This is a genomic window from Aquimarina sp. BL5, assembly GCF_003443675.1.
GTDB lineage: Bacteria > Bacteroidota > Bacteroidia > Flavobacteriales > Flavobacteriaceae > Aquimarina.
In genome coordinates this window covers 2,244,571-2,262,133 of sequence record NZ_CP031963.1, presented here as the reverse complement: position 1 = coordinate 2,262,133, position 17,563 = coordinate 2,244,571, and the positions used below count along the sequence as shown (strand labels likewise).

The window sequence follows — 17,563 nt, the reverse complement described above, 5'->3', positions numbered from 1 at the left end:
GTGTATCTTTTATTTCCTGTAATAATGTTTCCTTCATAATCGTAGAATTGTGTGATGTAATTTACGAACCTATTATATTGTGGAGTAGCGCTGTTTCGCGATATATTCCTTATGTTTTGTAATGTTCTCATGATGATTAGTTTTTTGACCCACCTAAGGCGGAGAGGTTGATGAATACTTTTTTACTAGACTATCTAAAACGTCTTTTTGAGTTCCAGATACTTCCGTTAGTGTTGTTTAGTTTTTTAGTAATTTGATTGTTGTCTAAAGTTCTCATGATATTGATTGTTTTTTGATCCACCAGAGGTGAATAAGTTGATTGATGAATATTTTTTTGTTGGACTACTATCTAAAACGTCTTTTAGCGTTCCATATACTTCCGTTAGTGTTGTTTAATTTTTTAGTAATTTGATTGTTGTCTAAAGTTCTCATGATATTGATTGTTTTTTGATCCACCTAAGGCGGATAGGTTGATTGATGAATATTTTTTTGTTGGACTACTATCTAAAACGTCTTTTAGCGTTCCAGATACTTCCGTTAGTGTCGTTTAATTTTTTAGTAATTTGATTGTTGTCTAAAGTTCTCATGATGTTGATTGTTTTTTGATCCACCAGAGGTGAATAAGTTGATTGATGATTTTATTGTTGGACTATCTAAAGCGTCTTTTAGCGTTCCAGATATTTCCGTTTGTCTTGTTTAATTTTTTAGTGATTTGATTGTTGTCTAATGTTCTCATAATTTCTATTGTTTTAGATTGTTATATACTTACTAGACGCAGAGGGTTGTGTTTTGTTACAGTACTATGTATAAAAAGGTACTATTTTAACACTTTTTAACTAAAATTCAGCTGTTTTGAGGTGCTTTTTATACTCAAAGGGCATTTTTTTAGATTGTTTGTGTTTATTATTGTTTTGATTTTTTTATCAAAACAAGTAAATAATAGGGAAGAGGATAATTATATATCAATATGTTCCTTTATTAGTTTGATTTAAGCTTATTCGTAGGTTAAAATAATAATCAGATAACCAAAAAAATGATTGTTTTCAAAACGAAAAAAATGCCTGAAAAATTCATCTAGATATAGTTTATGGATATTTATGAAGATTTTTTCGAAGGTTTCTTTTTTTTGATAGTGGAGAATACCTCTTCATAAAAAGAATCTTTTTTTAATTAATTGATAAATGCATTCATACTTTCTCTACCTTATTTCTCCAATTTTTTAAGTTTATCAATTGCATTCTGATTTTTGGGATTTAATTCTAATGACTTCTTAAAGTTAGCAATAGCGTTTTTAAAATCCTTTTTATATAGATATGCTTCGGCCAAACTATCGTATAAATTTGCCGATTTTGGATAAATATGCAAAGCTAACAAGAATACATTTATGCCCTGTTCAATCTTTAAGGGATGGAATGATAGTCTTAATCCTAGTGTATTTAACATACCTTCTTTTAGTTGAAGTTTTGGATGCATTGTTAGGACTTTTTTGTACAATGAGATCAAGTCTTGATAATTCTGAGAGTGCGCTAAATCATTAAAATCTTTATAATCAAATTCTATCTCAATAGATTTTTTCATTTTTTTTGAGATCAGACTTTCTGAAAAGCTATTACTATAAGGGCTATTTTCAATGAATAACTTTGCTTTCTGTTCATTTTTTAGAGTTGCGTTTAAAAACTGTAAAGTATGTTCAGAAAGTAGTTTATACGAAGCCATAATTTTATCATCGCTTTTGTCTTGTCTTTTATCTCTATTGGTAAATAAAACTCCGAAGGAACTAAAATACGAATGTGAGAGGTCGTGAAACTTATAACTACTGACATTACTATACTTTAAAGAGTCATAAAGTTGGAATTTATAATTCAACTCCACAGGAATTTTATCATTAACAAGTACTTCTTTGGGAATATCTTTTTGTGCAAAATGGATGTAAGGAATATTAAACTTATCTAAATTAAAGTAAGGTGATTTTTCTAAGACAGAGTAATTGTATCTTTCCGTCCCATCTAAACTTACTATTGCACTTATATTCTTATTTTTCATAACTGTTATAGCATTGGATAGTCCGCCAAAACTGAAGCCCATAAGTGCTATTTTATCGAAATCGATATTTTCATATTTACGAATTTCCTTTAAGATAAATTCCACATCTCGAGATTGTGTTTCTATATCTTTTATAGTTCCTCCTTCTAACCATCTTGTGTTTGTTCCTCTTGAAGGGCTTGATATCACTATAAAACCATTACTTGCTAAATATTCAAATAAAACAAAATTCTCAATTGATGAGGCTTGATAACTTGCAGAATAAACTACAACAGGGAATTTCTCTTCTAAAAAAAAGGAGTCAGAAAAAGCAACTACTTTTTCAGTTAGATGTGCCTTATTTTGTGGTGTATTCCATAAGTAAGGAAACCAATCTAATAAAAACTCATTCGGTAAGTTTTTCCATTCTTCTTCTTCTTTTAGAACTTCTAAATAATCTAAAACAGTTAATTGTTTAGAAATATTATTTTTAGTTTTTGCTGGATGCCAAATACTGATAGGAATTGGTCTATTTATTAATTGATTATTAAACTCATTTTTAATTTGATAAGTTCTTGTGCTATCAACTATTGTATAATGTTTGAATCCTACTTTATACTTTCCACGATTTAGGTTCATTTGCTTTATCGAAGTCTGTCCGTGTATTGAGCATATTTGGAAAAATATGAATACTACCAAGGTTGTTATTCTCATTGTTTTTAGATTTATGTATTCAATTCTAAAGATTCGATATTTCAGTAGTTGTTACAGTTAGTAAGTGATAGCTGCCGATATGTGGCTATGATTTGTTATGCATTGTTGTATATAGATTATTTTTTATTCCGGTTTATATCAAATTTTGCAATTGTCTTGCCGTCTTTATTCATCGAATGGTATGGAAGTGGTGGGCTTAAAGAATGAAATGGAGGATAGCCTTCTTGTATGTGATATAGATGTTTTTTCAGTTTTGAATATCTTCCGCAGCATTCCAAAGAAAAATAGGTGTAATTTTCATCATAATCTTCAACTTGAATATTTATCCATTCTGGAATTGCGTGATCCATCCATAGCATCTCAATTACTTCTTTAGCTTCAATTGGTTCCGTTGTTTGATTAAGTTTTTCAACATCAGGAAAAGTCATTTCACCTTCTTCCAGTCCCTCCCTGAAACTTGAATATATTTTTACAATATACTTAAAGTCATCTGGGAGTTCGTTAAGGACCATTTCACTGGTAAAAGGGTATACAATATTGGTAGCTTTGATTAGATTATTGTAAAATTCCTCTCTATTCATATTATAATGTATGCTAATGTTTAAATCATTTGTGTCCATGCAAGATATAAGGTTAAGAAAATTCCAAGAGAAAAAGCTTTTATATTGGTAATCAAAACTTCGTTCTTTTTAAGACTGTAAACTTTCTCAAATATTTTTTTTCGATTCATTATCCAAATGAATAGTAATATTAGTATCAATGCAATGGCAAAAAACATTATTTCTTCATTATAATTTAGACCATTGGATATAGTAGAGAATACTAGCCTAGTCAGTAAAAAATAAAAATATGATGTGATAAAAATCCAACCAATTTTTTTATTTGCAAAAATGCCAATAAGTGGTAATAATAGAAGGAGTGAAGGTCTAAAATACGTTCGTCTTGTCATTAATCGAATGAAATCAGTTACCTTATATCGATTACTATGATGCATATCCAATTCAAAAATAGTTTCTTGATAACCTTTAACGGAAACAAAAATAAAGAATAGTAGAATTAATAATTTAATTACTAAAATCAGATAATTTACTTTCTTTTTATTTAGCGTTTGTTCCATTATATATTATAGCCTTTAATATATGTGTCATAGCAGGTTACAATGTTACCATGCTTTTCGTAAATGAAGATACTTAATTAAATACAAAAACGGCTTAGGCTAATACCCAAACCGCTATTACTTTTATACAATATTGTACATTAGTGTTTCCCTTTAATCATTTTCTTGAGTGCAGACCAATGGTATTTCCATCTATATCCATTAAGATAGATACAAAACCAAATTCTCCTATTGACATTTTTGGGCGTATGATTTTTCCTCCGGCCTTTTCTACTAAATTTTCTTCAGTTGTGCAGTCTAGTGATTCAAAGTAAATAATGGTGTTATTGCTATTTGGTACAAAATCTTCTTTTTCTACTAATGCTCCGGTAATATTTAGACCTTTTGGATCAAATGGAAAACCAGATTGTTTCCCAAATTCGATAGGGAAATCAACAAGTTTTATATTAAAAACAGTTTCATAGAATTCTTTAGCATTGTTTAAGTTCGATACATTTATGTCAAACCAGTTTACAGGATTTACATTTTTCATTTTGTTTTCTTTTATATTTTGTTGCGTTATTGCATTACAAATATGCTATGTCTTTAAAATATAAAATTGTAAAAATGGGACACGCTTAGTCTTTGGTGTCAAAAATCAAAGACATCTTTAAATTGTCTCCATAAAACTCTTTAGGTGTCAATCCTGTAAATTCTTTGAAATCTTTTATGAAATGCGCTTGGTCAAAATATTCATTTTCATAAGCCAAATCCGTAAGGCTTGTAACTTCTTTATTTAATAATGTTTTTAGTGTATTTTGAATTCTTACAGTTTTTGAAAGCTGTTTGGGACTTAAACCAATTGTTGACGAAAATTTGCGAGTTAACTGTCTCCGATTAATATTGTTTTGCTTTGAAAGTTCATTTACTGAAAATTGACCATTCCCATTTAAAATTATTTCCACTGTTGATTTGACGATATTGTCAATATTTTTTCTGTCAATTAATCGGTTTAGTAAAAATGTTTCTATTAATTCTATTCTCTTAGAAGTAGCATCTGCGGTTAAAATTTTTTCTCCAATTTCTCCCCCATCTTTTCCAAAGAGTTTATCTAATGGTACAGCTGTGTTTTGAATTTCTTTTATGGATATATTCGCAAAAGGTAAAAAACCGTTAGGTTGAAATCGAACAACGAAAGAACCAGTAACTCCAAGCGGCTCTACAACATATGGACGTGTTAACTGTCCTATTAAAAAACATTTTGGCAAAATTATACTCTCTTTACCTTCTGGGTGATGTTTGTAAGTATCTCCATAATGAAAAATCAATTTCATTGTTCCATCAGGAATAATAGTATTCTTTAAAGGGGTGTTTTCAAAAGAGCTTTCTAATGTCCAATAACATTTAACCCATTCTGCTAAATTCGGTTGTGGTTCAAATATTTTATGATTCATTTTAAATCTTGGTTTTTCTGAATGGATTATAATATTTAATATAACAAACGTTGCCAATTTATGGGGTAATTATGTTTTGTTATATTGTGTTAGGTTTTTTTAACCTGTATCTATTTGATGACTGAAAAATTCATCAGATATGTACTTTTTAATCCTAGAAAATATGAAAATATCTATATCGTTTGCTTCTCTGGATACTATTTCCATATTCTTACTATCCTGGTATTGAGATTGTAAAGTAACTTTTTGTTTTTCGTCAATTATTAACGAGTAATTAGTTATTAATCCCAAGTTACTTTTAGAAAAGGATAAATCAATAAACTCATTACTTTCAGAATAGATCGTTAGAATATTAATAACAAATTCCTTTTCTGGTAAATTAACTTTTTCCTTTCCTATAATATTGTCTACTAAAAGCTTCAAAATATTATCAAAATAAAGGCTTGTCTTCTGATTGATGTCAATAGTTTCTAAAACACTAATAACAAAGTCAGATAAAACATCACCTGTTTTACTATTCTTAATTAACTTGATTGAAAGAAATTCTCTATAAAATTGAATAAGTCCAAAATAAGAGAATCTATCTTGAAATGCCGTAACTGATATGATACCTAAACTTTGTAAATTGTAAATAGTTACAATAAGCATTTCGCTCGCTATTTCTAGCCATTCATCATCATTTATAACCGATTTTAAGCCCTTAGGGAGCTCTTTTTTACTTAATAAACATAAAGCTGGAAATTCGGAAAAGGGTTTAGAAATTATTGGTTTAGGAGTTATACTATGAACTCTTATTCTTAGAAAAATTTCAAGCCTCAAAAACTTGCTTATACCTATAATTTCATTTTTCACAGAAAGACTGTCCCAGTCAAACTTAGGTGCTATTGATAAATCATCTTTGAACTTTTGAAGTTCAAGTTCTTTAACCCATTTTTCTATTTCATTATTATTAATTTTTAAGTTTCGTTTTTTTACTTCAATCAAATAAGCATTTAATGCATCCAAAGTATATTGCTTATAATGCTCTTGTATAGTTACTAACTCAGAATCAGATTTGCTTTTCATTATATCGAGGAAAACGGAACTCATGTTAATTATCTGTAGATTATTTATTTCTTATTTAATTTATAAGATTTAAAGCTACTGGAAAAAAAGGAAATGATCTTTAGAACCGATATTAAAATTTGCTCTGATTTTATACATCACGTTCCTAGATGTTTTATCTAATTACCGAAAGTAATCATATATTCTCTTTATCTATAAAACTAATCATTTGTAAATAATTATAATACTTTATACCAGATATTACAATCTAAAATTCTTTAGGTATAAATCATAAATCACAATATTAAAAGAGATTCTATCTATCGATTCAACCTAAACAAATATGAATAGGATTATCTGGATGATTTCATTTAGCGTAATAAATAAGTTTAAATACGGACTATTCCAAGATTGGAATTTGTACATTAAATGATTGTATTATATTGTCATCTTCTTTTATGTCACCGGCACAAAGCAAAGCAATTGGTTTGCCATTTTCTATATAAAGTTGTGGACGTTCCAGATGATCTACCTGCTGTTTATAACCATTTGTCCAATTAATTTCTAATGTAGACACTAAAGGGTTCTTTGATAGTTTCCAATCAAAACCATCTTTAGAATCAAACATCACTAATGCTCGACCTGCATTGGTAAATGCACCGTGCATGTCTTTGACAATTGCTCGATATTTCCCTTCCTGATGCCATATAAAAGGATCTTCAGCTGGAAAATCATGCCCTTTTGCTTTAAAAACAGCTTTATTATATTTGTTAAACGGACCAGTTGGATAATCAGCAGTAGCGACACAATGCACAACGGGTCCTCCCCAAATTCCTGGTCTTTTTTTCCCAACAGCTTTGTAAACCATGAGGTATCCGCCTTCAGGACGTTGAGTAATGGATGGATTACTAACCATTAATGCATCTAATGCTGTATTTTCTGGGCTCACGTCAATGAGCGGAGTATCAAATCTTTTCCAAGGACCATTGGGACTATCGGAAACAGCTACCCCAATGCGTTGATTGTTCCGATGTATAGGGTTTAACGCCATTTTTCCGGGAGCAGAAGGTACGTTACCATCTCCTGTATTTCCCATATAATATAAGTAGTATTTTTTTCCAAATTGATGCACTGTAGGATTGTGCGTGCACAATCCATCCCAATATTCTTTTCCTCTTGTCGGGAGCGCAACATCTTTAAATGTAAAGGGACCAAATGGAGAGCTAGAAACTGCATGCGCAATTTCAGAATCGGTTACCCAAGCCCATCCTAATTCTTTTTCCCATCGCGAATAGAACATGTGATACAATCCGTCATTTCCTTTTACCATAGAACCACCCCAAATACTCCAAATACGGTCTTCAAATTTTGATTTGAGATCTGGTTTCCCCAAATCCAATGTAAAACTGTCTGTAGTGCTCGTGGTTTTTTGTTGATTGCTAGTATCTTGAACAGGGCTATTATTTTTGCACGCGGTTAAAAAATGGAACGTTAAAATAAATATATAAAAATGAGTATTCATATAGGATCTATTATTTAAAGGCTAAACTCGTTTTGCTCCTGGTTGTTTCATCAGTTCTTTTAATTTGTTTAAATGATTTTTATAAACGTCTCTAGGAGTTGTTTTATGATTGATACAAATTGAGGCGGCTTTGCCTATTGCTTCTCCCATCATTCCGCAGGTCTTCATTACTCTTACAGGCCCTAGACCTTCTCTGCTCACACTTATATTACGCCCAGCCATAAACAAATTGGTAATGTTTCGACTATACAGTGCTCTATACGGTGCCCAGTAGGGACCTTCATAGTCATACCCTTTTCCTGTGGTAGCAAAAGAAATAAACTCTTCTCCTTTTAAATCTTCATCAAAAGATTCGTGCGGGGTATGCACATCGATTCCCCAAGAGCACGGAAATACACCATCTTCAAAATCAACCTTATCCCTAAAATTGTCTGCAGTTAATTTTAGATCTCCCATAAGCCTTCTGGATTCTCGTTTGCCCGAAATAAATGCCGACCACCCTAGACGGTGGTTTGGATACAATTTATCTACATTTTTTAAAGCATCCCAAGCGCCATACATAGCACGAAAATTAAGGTCACGAATTTTTTCTACATCGGTGATAGGGTCTTTATCAAAACCACTTTCCCAAAACCAACCTCCAAGATTTCCTAAAGGATCTTCTGATCCCCATTGTCCTTTATAATTAGCTCTTCCTGGAAATGGTTTATCACTTAAATCTAGTGCCCAAGGACATCGTGGAAAAGGTTGTTCGACCTCTCCAATCTCACACGATAGGGTGAGTGCCGTTTTATCTTTACATTCACATTTAAGGACTTCTTCTTTATTGGCAGCATCCATTACATTCCACATGTTAGAGAATCCCATAAATCCAGAACCAGATATTTCAAAATCTGCTCCGGCCAGAAAACCAACTGTAGCATCTCCTGTACAGTCTGCAAAAAAATTACCTTTAATCTTGGTATGGATTGCGGTTCGGGTGTTTTGAGAAACAACCGCATTCACCGCATTATTTTCTTGTAGTACTTTAATTACTCTTTCTTCTAAAAATAATGTAATTCGCGGTTCTTTTTTGATTACTTCTATTTTACGTTGGTCATCATATGACTCACCCAATCTTGCATTACGCGTTCCGTATTTTCCTAAGTCTATTGCGCTAGGAGCTATTTCATCAACAATTTCTCCTACATGTGTATACGGTTTTTGTTTTGTATGACCTTCCGGCCAAACGCGAACTTCAGAACTGCCGTTTCCTCCTAATACGGGGCGGTCTTGTATGAGCGCCACGGTAAGTCCGTTTCGTGCAGCTGCTAACGCAGCGCAAGTACCAGCAAACCCACCTCCGCTAACAACAAAATCAAAACTACCTCCATCTTTTGGTTGTTCAGGCAAACCTAATAACTTCCTCCTAAATTTAGTAAGAGCAGTAACATCATTAACAGGTTTAAAATTTAGATCTTTGCAAAAAAGAATTGCCTCACATCTTCCTTCAAAACCGGTTAAGTCATGTAGGGATAGTTCTATTTTTTTAGATACTTCTGTAACTCCTCCATCATGCCAATGCCAATCAGCACCTTTTGTACCAAAAGTTTCTGTTAAAGGCTTATTATCAAGTAATAACTGAAATTTTCCTGGAGCACCAGGTGCCTTCCAGGGAGCGACCCAATCTCGAGTACGAACCCATATCCGATATTTGCCTACCTTAGGAAAAACAATCTCAGTAGTTGCATCTTCTACAGGAATACCTAATCCATGAGCTAATAAATAGGGAGAACCCATTTGATCCATAGACTGCTGATCTAACTCCCATCCTCCTTGATTGATAAATTGTTCAGCCTCAACAAAAATAAATTCTCCAGAAATATCATCAAGAGTTTTGCTTTTTGCCAATAGCTCTACAGGAGCTAATAGTAGCAGTGTTGCTTTTCCAACGGTATTGATAAATTGCCTTCTTTTCATAATCAAGTGATTCAAACTTTTATCTCTTTTCTTTTTTAAGTTTTTTTATTGCTATCATAAAGAATGTTAGGTGGTTAAAACCTTTTTGTCTTCCTGTTGCAATATCAAATCGATTAAACAAAGACCTAAAGCTATCCATCCAAGCATTGGTACGTTTTATTATATAGCGCTGGTCATATAATTCTTGATCAAAATATTCTTCTTTATTCTCAATATTTCCATTGTGTTTATAAACTGAAAGGACCCTGTTGGTGGCAAACCTCGTTTTGTTTTCGAAATAAAGGTTACTATTTCCATTTCAATTGTATTTTTATTTAGTACTGTGTACATAATAATGGGTTGGTTTTAGAGATGTACGTATTTTAACTTAAATATCTACAACCCATTTTTATTTCGTCTAAAAATTTGAACTACTTCAATTGAAAAATTCGACACTTAAAAATACGTAGTTGTTCAATTACTTTGCTATAACAGAAGTTTAAAAGTATATAACAAAGTGTTCAAGTGGTACGAAAAGACAGCGTACATTATCTTAGTAAGCTTCAATAACGCTAAGTTATAATGTAAAGTAATCCCTCAAAACCTGATAAATGTCATTTTTTGAGAAAATGTTCACGCATACTTTTGGGGCATAATTAAATGCTTTATGGGTGTTATTTATGTTTTACTGACTATTAGTATTGTTGTAGCCATTGTTTTTTTTGTTGCTTTTATTCTTTCCGTAAAGAATGGGCAATATGATGATACCTATACGCCATCTATCAGAATACTTTTTGATGATGAATTGGTCAAAGAATCCAAAGAAAAAACTTCAGTATCCACTAAAAACAATCAAGTATAATATGAAAATGGAACAATTCTATTACGATAACAAAATCGTAAAAAAATTCTTGTACGCCACACTTCTTTGGGGAATTGTAGGGATGTCAGTTGGATTACTGCTGGCATTTATGTTTTTATTTCCTAATCTTACCGATGGTATTTCGTGGTTGAGTTTCGGGCGCTTGCGGCCTTTGCATACCAATGCGGTAATTTTTGCTTTTGTCGGGAATGCCATATTTGCTGGAGTGTATTATTCTACCCAGCGATTGCTAAAAACACGAATGTTTAATGATACGCTTAGTAATATTAATTTTTGGTGTTGGCAATTAATCATAGTAGGAGCAGCAATTACATTACCCTTAGGATACACAAGTTCTAAAGAATATGCTGAGCTAGAATGGCCTTTTGATATTGCTATCGCTGTTATTTGGGTAGTTTTTGGTTGGAACTTGATCGGTACAATTCTAAAACGTAGACAACGTCACCTGTATGTAGCAATTTGGTTTTACTTGGCTACTGTAGTAACAGTCGCTGTACTGCATATTTTTAATAGTTTAGCTTTACCGGTTAGCGCGCTAAAAAGTTATTCGGTATACGCAGGTGTTCAGGATGCTTTAGTACAATGGTGGTACGGACATAATGCAGTAGCATTTTTCTTGACTACTCCGTTTTTAGGATTGATGTATTATTTTGTTCCAAAAGCAGCAAATAGACCCGTATATTCTTATCGATTATCTATTGTTCATTTTTGGTCTTTGATATTTATCTACATCTGGGCAGGACCGCACCATTTATTATATTCTTCATTACCAGATTGGGCGCAAAACCTGGGAGTAGCTTTCTCTATTATGTTAATTGCACCTTCTTGGGGTGGTATGATCAACGGATTATTAACGTTGCGCGGCGCTTGGGATAAAGTACGTACGGATCCTGTACTTAAATTTATGGTGGTGGCGATTACGGGATATGGTATGGCTACGTTCGAAGGACCCATGCTTTCCTTAAAAAATGTAAACGCGATTGCACATTTTAGTGATTGGGTTATTGCTCACGTACACGTCGGTGCTTTAGCCTGGAATGGTTTCTTCACCTTTGGGATGGCGTATTGGTTAATTCCTAAATTGTTTAAAACCAAATTATGGTCTACAGGATTAGCAAATGTACATTTCTGGATAGGTACCTTAGGTATCATTATGTATGCATTGCCTATGTATGTAGCAGGATTTGTACAAGCATCTATGTGGAAACAATTCAATCCTGATGGAAGTTTAGTGTATGGTAATTTCTTAGAAACTGTAAACGAAATCATTCCAATGTATTGGATGCGTGCTATTGGTGGTAGTATGTTCATCTTCGGGATGTTTATCATGGTTTATAATGTGATTAAAACCATTAGAGCTGGGGCAAAAGTAACGGATGAATTAGCAGAGGCAGCTCCATTAACCAAAGTGACTAAACATAGAACTGCAAAGGAAGGATATCATACTTGGTTAGAAAGAAGACCTGTGAAGTTGACCATTTTTGCTACCATCGCAATTCTTATTGGTGGAGCTGTGCAGATTGTTCCTACACTGATGGTGGATTCTAATATACCCACAATCACCAGTGTAAAACCCTACACACCCTTAGAGTTAGAAGGTAGGGATCTCTATATAAGAGAAAGTTGCGTGTCTTGCCACTCCCAGATGATCAGACCTTTCCGTAGTGAGGTAGAGCGATATGGAGAATATTCTAAAGCTGGTGAATATGTATACGACCATCCTTTCCTTTGGGGAAGTAAACGTACTGGTCCAGATTTAATGCGAATTGGAGGGAAATACTCTGATAATTGGCACTTGAATCACTTTTATGATCCGCAGAGTACTTCATCGGGATCTATTATGCCGAGCTACAAGTGGTTGCTTAAAAATGAATTGGATCGATCCGATACAGAAGCTAAGATGGAAGTCATGGTTACTCTTGGAGTTCCGTATACTCCTGAAGAAATAGCAAGAGCTCAGAAATGGATGGATGAACAGGCTACTCAGGTTGAGAAAAACCTGTATGATGATCCAGATTTTGCGAAAACCTATGAAGCTGATAAAAAGTATGCGAAGGAAAACGGATTGAATTTTATAGAGATGAGAGATAGAGAAGTAATTGCCTTGATCGCTTATATACAGCGATTAGGAACTGACATCAAAGTTAAAAACGAAACTGCAAATTCAAACTAAAGAAATAAATCATGTTTAAATTTATAAAAGGACATATGGAAAGTATCGAAGGTGTAGAGATATATCCTATCATATCCCTACTTATATTTTTCATCTTTTTTACTGCCTTATTCTGGTGGGTAATTTCAGCAAAGAAAGAACATATTAAAGAAGTGAGTGAGATTCCATTTGAATCAGAAAACGAAAACGAGCTAATACTATGAGAAGTACAGTATCTTATATAAGAGTTATTATCTTTCTATTTATAGCATATCTTTTAATAGAATGGGCAGTAGCATCAGGAGAAGAATCTGCATTTATTGCGGAACCGCTTACTTGGGTGGTAATGGGAATAATTTTATTATTTGCAATAGCTATTGAGATTTGTGTAGAAGCATTGCGAAGTGTATTATTTAAATCACTAAAATCCGAAGCTCAGGAACGCTATTTAGTAGTTCGAAATGCTAAAAAAGAAAAGCAATTCCGATGGATTAAGGATATCTATCTAAAATTATTGGATAGTAAACCTGTAGAAGAGGAAGGCGAGATTATTTTGGACCATAATTATGACGGTATTAAAGAGCTTGATAACAACCTTCCGCCTTGGTGGGTATATGGTTTTTATGCAACCATTTTGTTTGGAGTGATTTATTTAGCACGTTTTCACGTATTTAATGATTATACGCAGACAGAAGAATACGAAACAGAAGTAGCTGAAGCATTAGTAGCAATAGAGGCGTATAAGAAAACGGCTAAAGATTTAGTAGATGTAAACACAGTAGTATTACTAACAGAAGCTTCAGATATCAGTGCTGGTAAAGCGATTTTTACCACTAATTGTGTGGCTTGTCATAAGGCAGATGGAGGAGGAGGTATAGGCCCTAATCTAACAGATCCGAATTGGATTTTGGGTGGTGGAATCAAAAATGTATTCCAAACCATTTCTGAAGGAGGTCGAGACGGAAAAGGAATGGTAGCTTGGAAACAAACTTTGAAGCCGGCAGAAATGGCTCAAGTAGCGAGTTACGTAATTACGTTGGGAGGAACCACTCCGGTAGATCCCAAAGAAGCACAAGGTGAAATTTGGATTGATCCAGGAGCTCCAAATGAAGAGATCCCTGAAAAGATTGTTGATTCTACTACCGTAGTAATTAACGAGTAATGTATTAAAAATAATTCCCACTTGGAAACACCAGAAAACGAAACATTTAGAGATTCTATCGGTACGATTAACGAAGAAGGAAAACGTGCTTGGGTATATCCTAAAAAACCTAGCGGTAAATTTTATAAATATCGAAAATGGGTAAGTTATGGGTTATTGATCTTTTTGTTTTCTGCGCCATTTATCAAAATTAGCGGCAACCAGTTTTTGTTATTTAATGTTTTAGAGCGACGTTTCAACATTTTCGGAGCTCCTTTCTGGCCTCAGGATTTTCATCTGTTTGTAATATCAATGATTATTGGGGTAGTCTTTGTAATATTATTTACGGTAGCTTTTGGACGATTATTCTGTGGTTGGATATGTCCGCAAACAATATTTATGGAAATGGTTTTCCGAAGAATAGAATACTGGATAGAAGGAGACCGAGGAAAACAAATACGGCTGGATAAACAACCTTGGAATGCTGATAAAATTAAAAAACGTGTGCTGAAATGGTTTGTTTTTTTTATTATCTCTTTCTTGATTGCTAATGTGTTTTTAGCCTATCTGATCGGGAGTGATAAACTTATTCAATATGTTTTTGTCGATGGCCCTTTTAAGCACGTGAGTACATTAATCTCATTACTCATATTTACAGCAGTATTTTATTTTGTATTTGCCTGGTTTAGAGAACAGGTTTGTATTATTGCTTGTCCATATGGTCGATTACAAGGTGTGTTATTAGATGCTAAATCTATTGTAGTTGCCTATGATTATAAGCGTGGAGAAAAAGAAGCTGGGCGTGCTAAGTTTAAGAAAAATGAAGATAGATCTACTACAGGAAAAGGAGATTGTATAGACTGTTTCCAATGTGTTCATGTCTGCCCAACAGGAATTGATATTCGTAATGGTACACAATTGGAGTGTGTGAATTGCACAGCCTGTATCGATGCCTGTGATCATATGATGGAGAGTGTAAACCTACCTAAAGGATTGATTCGCTATGCAAGTGAAGATAATATAGCAAAAAAGGAGAAATTTAAGTTTACACCACGCCTAAAAGGATATACAGCAGTACTGGTTATATTGACAGGTGTTTTTTTAGGAATGTCTTTTTTAAGAAACGATGTAGAAGCCAATATCTTAAGATTACCAGGTCAGCTCTATGAGAGAAAAGATAATAATATCATCAGTAATGTGTATACCTATAAACTGGTTAATAAAACCATAGATGAGATAGAAAATGTTCGTTTTGAATTATTATCTCATAAAGGAACTATTGAATTAGTAACTCATAAAAACTTTACGGTACCTAAACAGGGATTGGCAGAAGGGACATTATTTATAGAAATCAATACATCTGCCCTAAGTGGAGATAGGGACAAAATAAAAATAGGAGTATATTCTAATGACGAACTGGTAGAAACGACAACAACAGCTTTTCTTGGACCAAGAAGCTATAGATGATTGTTAGTTTATAGTTACCTGTTGTTAGTTGATGGTTGTAAAACTAAAGTTGAAATTTAGAATCAGAGAACAATTTCAGCTTCTCTCCCTTTGGGAGAGATGTCCGCTAAGTCGGACAGAGAGGGTTGATGAAGTTGAGTTATGAGTTAATAAAAAAATCAAAATGTAAAAAAGATGAAAGTAAACTGGGGTACCGCTATTGTACTGGTATTTATAGGATTTATAAGTTTTATACTATACTTCGTAGTACGAATGAATACAGATAAAAAGTACGAACACGATTTGGTAACGGAAGATTACTACAAACAAGAACTGGCTTTTCAGAACGAAATTAATGCTGAACAAAAGGGAAACGCATTGCATAATAATGTAGAAGTTAAAAAGATAGCAGAAGGATTACTAGTGGTGTTTCCCAAAGACAAGAACTATACAAAACTATCAGGTAGTATTTCTTTGTATCGACCATCAAATAAAAAATTGGATTTCGAAATTCCAATCACGCTTCAGAGTTCGGAAATATTAGTGCCGCAAAATAAGTTGATAGAGGGGAGATGGAATATTACTGTAAATTGGAGCTATGAGAATACTTCTTACTTATTTAAAGAATCATTCACGTATTAAATGTTATTATCAGCATTCATATTAGGCCTTTTGGGAAGTTTTCACTGCATTGGAATGTGTGGCCCTATTGCTTTTATGCTGCCTTTGGATCATAAGAATCATCTTAAGAAATTTTTTCAGATCTCTTTATATCATTTGGGTCGTTTACTAGCGTATAGTATTATTGGATTGTTTTTTGGACTAGTAGGCAAGAGCCTGAACATTTTTGGAATGCAGCAGGGACTATCTATAAGTATAGGTGTTTTAATGATTTTATTGGTTTTGATTCCATCATCAATATTCATGAAATACAATTTCTCTAAACCCGTATATAAAGTAATCTCAAACGTCAAGAATGCTTTAGGGAAAGAACTTAAAAAGAAAACACCAGATACATTTTTGACTATTGGTTTTCTGAATGGTTTTCTTCCCTGTGGATTGATATATATGGCAGTTTTTGCAGCAATTGCTCTAGGTAGTATTATGGAAAGTAGTATGTATGTATTACTTTTTGGATTAGGAACAGTTCCCCTTATGACAGCAGTTGTTTACGCAAGAAATTTGTTCAAAGGAAAGTGGATAAGAAAACATATTCAAAAAGCAATTCCGGTGTTTGTAGTTATGATGGGATTGTTATTTATCTTAAGAGGAATGGGATTAGGAATTCCATATGTTTCTCCAAAACAATCAACTGAAATTGTTTCTGCAAATTTCGAATGTCACTAATAAAAAAGCCTTTCGCTTAGAAAGGCTCTGTATTCATCTAGTAATATCACTTTTTATTGAACTTCATTGTTTGTCTTTTTGATTTTCTTTACCAGGATTTTTCTTTGATCATAACTATTCTCAAATTTAACTCCACTTAGGTTAATACAATCACCATCTATTAATCGAATTTGTTCTTTACCAGATTCCTTATATATACCATATGGATCTACTATAACTCCGTTAGCAAGATCAAAATTATCGCGTAACGGTTTCTGAGATATATTAGTTACCTGATATACTTTACCAGATATTTTTATGTAATGAAGTTTGTTTTGATATTTACTAGTTAGTTGTGTTTGTGTAAGACCTTTATTCTCTTTCTTTGTTTTATATCGATATTGATACTCATTACGATATTCAATACCGTACATATCCATACATTCTCCTTCTTTTAAACGAGATTGATACCCATCCATCGCCTTAAAACTGCCGTCTGAGTTAAGTACTCTACAATCCTGTAAAATAATACTTTCTTGAAGAGGTGTGATATCTCCATCAATTACTTGTAGCATGTCACCATCTACATACATAAGCATGGTTTTTTCAGGATCTTGATTTTGAGCGTTAAGAATTACCGTTCCTAGGATTAACAATCCAAAAAATAATATTAGTTTTCTCATGATCTTAAGGTTTAAATTTACTACAATTTACCATCTAAATAGATCATAAGGTATGACCTAAATCATTTTTAAAAAATTAGTAAATCATAGATTAATGATCAGTAAAATTTACGATAAAAAGATGTTTGTTGTCCTCTAGCGG

16 protein-coding genes are annotated in these 17,563 nt (G+C 33.0%); 7 read left to right on the top strand and 9 right to left on the bottom strand.

Annotation, left to right across the window (positions count from 1 at the left end; translation table 11 throughout):
• Positions 1–1,203: 1,203 nt before the first annotated feature.
• The 8 genes from D1818_RS09720 to D1818_RS09685 all read right to left on the bottom strand — a co-directional run bounded on the left by D1818_RS09720 (position 1,204) and on the right by D1818_RS09685 (position 9,811).
• Positions 1,204–2,736 carry an alpha/beta hydrolase gene (locus D1818_RS09720; RefSeq protein WP_118458417.1) on the bottom strand — a complete coding sequence of 511 codons (1,533 nt, stop codon included), beginning with the start codon at positions 2,734–2,736 and terminating at the stop codon, positions 1,204–1,206.
• A 116-nt stretch (positions 2,737–2,852) separates the two neighbouring features.
• Positions 2,853–3,317: a hypothetical protein gene (locus D1818_RS09715; RefSeq protein ID WP_118458415.1), complete on the bottom strand. Its 465-nt coding sequence runs from the start codon at positions 3,315–3,317 to the stop codon at positions 2,853–2,855.
• A gap of 20 nt (positions 3,318–3,337) precedes the next feature.
• The gene (locus D1818_RS09710; protein WP_118458413.1) at positions 3,338–3,853 is read right to left on the bottom strand and encodes a hypothetical protein; all 516 of its coding nucleotides are present in this window, start codon (positions 3,851–3,853) and stop codon (positions 3,338–3,340) included.
• 157 nt (positions 3,854–4,010) lie between these two features.
• A complete protein-coding gene (locus D1818_RS09705) occupies positions 4,011–4,385 on the bottom strand; it encodes a VOC family protein (protein WP_118458411.1) in 375 nt (124 codons plus the stop codon).
• A gap of 85 nt (positions 4,386–4,470) precedes the next feature.
• Positions 4,471–5,286, bottom strand: a complete 816-nt coding sequence (locus tag D1818_RS09700; protein ID WP_118458409.1) for a helix-turn-helix domain-containing protein — start codon at positions 5,284–5,286, stop codon at positions 4,471–4,473.
• A 99-nt stretch (positions 5,287–5,385) separates the two neighbouring features.
• Positions 5,386–6,351: a hypothetical protein gene (locus D1818_RS09695; RefSeq protein WP_118458407.1), complete on the bottom strand. Its 966-nt coding sequence runs from the start codon at positions 6,349–6,351 to the stop codon at positions 5,386–5,388.
• A 379-nt stretch (positions 6,352–6,730) separates the two neighbouring features.
• Positions 6,731–7,852 (bottom strand): glycoside hydrolase family protein, encoded by a 1,122-nt coding sequence (locus D1818_RS09690; RefSeq protein WP_199726289.1) that lies wholly within the window; start codon positions 7,850–7,852, stop codon positions 6,731–6,733.
• Between the two features lie 21 nt (positions 7,853–7,873).
• Positions 7,874–9,811, bottom strand: a complete 1,938-nt coding sequence (locus tag D1818_RS09685; RefSeq protein ID WP_118458405.1) for an FAD-dependent oxidoreductase — start codon at positions 9,809–9,811, stop codon at positions 7,874–7,876.
• A gap of 646 nt (positions 9,812–10,457) precedes the next feature.
• Between D1818_RS09685 and ccoS the strand changes: the two genes are divergently transcribed.
• The 7 genes from ccoS to D1818_RS09645 all read left to right on the top strand — a co-directional run bounded on the left by ccoS (position 10,458) and on the right by D1818_RS09645 (position 16,759).
• Entirely contained in the window at positions 10,458–10,652 is a 195-nt protein-coding gene (ccoS, locus tag D1818_RS09675) for a cbb3-type cytochrome oxidase assembly protein CcoS (RefSeq protein ID WP_118458402.1), read from the top strand.
• 1 nt (position 10,653) lies between these two features.
• On the top strand, positions 10,654–12,846 hold the full coding sequence (gene ccoN / locus D1818_RS09670) for a cytochrome-c oxidase, cbb3-type subunit I (RefSeq protein WP_118458400.1): 2,193 nt from the start codon (positions 10,654–10,656) through the stop codon (positions 12,844–12,846).
• A gap of 11 nt (positions 12,847–12,857) precedes the next feature.
• On the top strand, positions 12,858–13,049 hold the full coding sequence (locus D1818_RS09665) for a CcoQ/FixQ family Cbb3-type cytochrome c oxidase assembly chaperone (protein ID WP_091407395.1): 192 nt from the start codon (positions 12,858–12,860) through the stop codon (positions 13,047–13,049).
• Positions 13,046–13,987, top strand: coding sequence for a cbb3-type cytochrome c oxidase N-terminal domain-containing protein (locus tag D1818_RS09660; protein ID WP_118458398.1), 942 nt, complete (start codon positions 13,046–13,048; stop codon positions 13,985–13,987). Before D1818_RS09665 ends, D1818_RS09660 begins: the two co-directional genes overlap by 4 nt.
• A 21-nt stretch (positions 13,988–14,008) precedes the next feature.
• Positions 14,009–15,433, top strand: coding sequence for a cytochrome c oxidase accessory protein CcoG (gene ccoG / locus D1818_RS09655; protein WP_118458395.1), 1,425 nt, complete (start codon positions 14,009–14,011; stop codon positions 15,431–15,433).
• Positions 15,434–15,607: 174 nt separating this feature from the next.
• Complete coding sequence (locus D1818_RS09650; RefSeq protein WP_118458393.1) at positions 15,608–16,054, top strand: FixH family protein; 447 nt, start codon at positions 15,608–15,610, stop codon at positions 16,052–16,054.
• A complete protein-coding gene (locus D1818_RS09645) occupies positions 16,055–16,759 on the top strand; it encodes a sulfite exporter TauE/SafE family protein (RefSeq protein ID WP_118458391.1) in 705 nt (234 codons plus the stop codon). It abuts the gene before it with no gap.
• Between the two features lie 53 nt (positions 16,760–16,812).
• Here D1818_RS09645 and D1818_RS09640 read toward each other — a convergent pair whose 3' ends face one another.
• Complete coding sequence (locus D1818_RS09640) at positions 16,813–17,421, bottom strand: DUF6799 domain-containing protein (RefSeq protein WP_118458389.1); 609 nt, start codon at positions 17,419–17,421, stop codon at positions 16,813–16,815.
• Between the last annotated feature and the right edge of the window lie 142 nt (positions 17,422–17,563).